Annotated in this window: 2 protein-coding genes; one reads left to right on the forward strand and one right to left on the reverse strand. The window is 58.9% G+C overall.

From position 1 onward, the window contains the following. Positions 1–345: 345 nt before the first annotated feature. Positions 346–1,318, forward strand: a protein-coding gene (locus ABI213_RS06740; protein ID WP_348007736.1) for an IS5 family transposase whose coding sequence is annotated in 2 segments (ribosomal slippage) — positions 346–1,074 and positions 1,076–1,318 — 972 coding nt in all. Because the reading frame shifts where the segments join, the coding sequence is not laid out codon by codon here. A 175-nt stretch (positions 1,319–1,493) separates the two neighbouring features. Here ABI213_RS06740 and ABI213_RS06745 read toward each other — a convergent pair. Beyond that, a complete protein-coding gene (locus ABI213_RS06745; protein WP_348007737.1) occupies positions 1,494–2,501 on the reverse strand; it encodes a D-2-hydroxyacid dehydrogenase family protein in 1,008 nt (335 codons plus the stop codon). Between the last annotated feature and the right edge of the window lie 59 nt (positions 2,502–2,560).

The raw sequence follows: 2,560 nt of genomic DNA on the forward strand, positions 1-2,560 counted from the left end.
ATCTGGGTGTGCCTGGCCCGGTGGCAGCGCCGGTACCGGTTCCACCTGCGGTGCCCACCATCGACAGCAATATGCTGGAGTTCGACCTGTTCGACCCCAAGGTCGAGGCCAAGATTTCACCGAAGAAAAGCTAATCCCCAGGCAGCAGCTTTACTGCACTACCCCTTTGCAGCATGCGATGCTAGTAGGGGTTATTCAGTTAACAAAAAAACGGCCCAGAAATTGGGCCGTTTTTGCGTTCTAGCGTAGGTTCTGCCTGCGCGGGCAGCTATTAAGGCAACGCCGATTAAGTCCCAACCTGGCGCGTGATTTGCATTACTGATTCATCCACAGCGAAAGCAGAAGATGAAGCAGCAAACCTTTGCCATGGCAACCGATCAATCTTTTGAGACCTACCGTAAGCCCACGCGGCGCGATGAGTTCTTGAAGACGATGGAGGCCATCGTGCCCTGGTCGGCACTGTGCGAAGTCATTGAACCGCATTACCCCAAGGCCGGGAACGGGCGCCCACCCATTGGTCTGGAGCGCATGTGGCGCATCCACTTTATCCAGCACTGGTTCAATCTGGCCGACCTCGCGTGCGAGGAGGCGCTGTATGACAGCGCCAGTCTGCGCAGCTTCGTAGGTATCGACTTGGGGCGTGAGCCGGTGCCTGACGCGACAACCCTCACGAAGTTCCGCAAGCTGCTGAATGACAAAAAGCTAGGCGAGGCTCTGTTTGCCAAGGTAGGCCAGGAGCTGCAAGCCCGAGGCTTCAAAGTCAACACCGGCACCATCGTGGACGCAACCATCATCGCAGCCCCCAGCTCCACCAAGAACGCAGACAAGGCCCGCGACCCCGAGATGCACTCCACCAGGAAAGGCCAGCAGTGGCATTTTGGAATGAAGTTGCACATCGGCGTGGACAGCCAAACCGGACTGGCCCACAGCGCCGTCGTCACCGCAGCCAACGTGCACGACAAACATCCGCTGCCTCAACTGCTGCACGGCAATGAGCAACGTGTCTACGGGGACTCGGCCTATGCCAGCCAGAAGGAGCTGATGGCGAGCAAGGCACCCAACGCCAAAGACTTGTGCCTTCCAGCGCACGCGTCGTGCTGGAGGCGTCGCCGACGAGGCACAGCGTAGCAAGAGCCGCAATAAGTCCAAGATTCGCGCGCGGGTGGAACACGTCTTTGGCGTGGTCAAGCGGCTATGGGGCTTTAGCAAGGTGCGCTATCGCGGGTTGGAGAAGAATGCGACACGGGCATTTACAGCCTTGGCGCTGGCCAACATTTATCTCAGCCGCCAGACGTTGGTGGCACAGGTGCGCCCATAGTGCGCAGATTCGGGCCACCGGGCCCAAGAAACAGCCCCAAGGGGCCATAAAACAGGCCGCATTCACGGAAAATTCTTCCAGAATCCAACAGCTGCGCCTGCATGACCGTTGATGGGGCTACTTGTTCAGCATTGCCTTAAATTATTTCTAAAATAGATAGCAATGCTGCCGTGGCTTAGCGCCGAACCTGCAAGGCACCTGGATTGATGATGTTGGTCGGCGTGCCGTTGATGAAGTTCAGCACGTTGTCAAACGCCGCATTGAAGTACAGCTCGTAGCTGTTTTGCTCTACATAGCCTATGTGCGGGGTGCAGATGCAATTCTCTAGCCGAAGCAGGGCGTGGCCTTGCAAAATCGGCTCGCTCTCAAACACGTCAATCGCCGCCATGCCGGGATGGCCCCGATTCAGCCCGGCCAGCAGTGCATCGGGCTCTATCAGCTCGGCCCGCGAGGTGTTGACCAGCAGCGAGGTGGGCTTCATGCGCGACAGGTCTTCCAGGGTGACGATGCCCCGGGTTTCTTCGTTCAGACGCAGGTGCAGCGACAGCACGTCAGCCTGCGCAAACAAGGCTTCCTTGCTGTCCACCACTTCCACCCCGTCGGCCAGCGCCCGGGTGCGGGAGGTTTCACGGCCCCAGACCAGCACCTTCATGCCGAAGGCGCGGGCGTAGGTGGTGACGATCTGGCCAATCCGGCCATAGCCCCAAATACCCATGGTTTTGCCCTTGAGCACCGTGCCCATGCCGAAGTTGGGCGGCATCGACGCGGTTTTCATACCCGACTGCTGCCAAACACCGTGCTTGAGGTTACTGATGTACTGTGGCAGCCGCCGCGTCGAAGCCAGGATCAACGCCCAGGTGAGCTCGGCCGGGGCGGTGGGCGATCCCACACCTTCGGCCACAGCAATACCGCGCTCGGTGCAGGCGGTGACATCCACATGGGCACCGATACGCCCGGTCTGGGCAATCATCTTCAGCCGCGGCAGCTTTTCGATCACCGCGCGGTTGAGCTGGGTACGCTCGCGTATCAGCACGATGATGTCAGCATCTTTGAGCCGCACCGACAACTGGCCCAAGCCCTTGACGGTGTTGGTGTAGACCTTGGCAGCGTAGGGTTCCAGCTTGGTTGCGCAATCAAGTTTGCGCACGGCATCTTGGTAGTCGTCGAGGATCACAATGTTCATCCCCTGATTGTGCCTTGGTGTTGCAAACCGCTACGAACAGCAGTGCGTACCAACACCTA

The organism is Rhodoferax sp. (assembly GCF_039922535.1).
In the GTDB taxonomy this organism is placed as follows: Bacteria; Pseudomonadota; Gammaproteobacteria; order Burkholderiales; family Burkholderiaceae_C; genus Rhodoferax_B.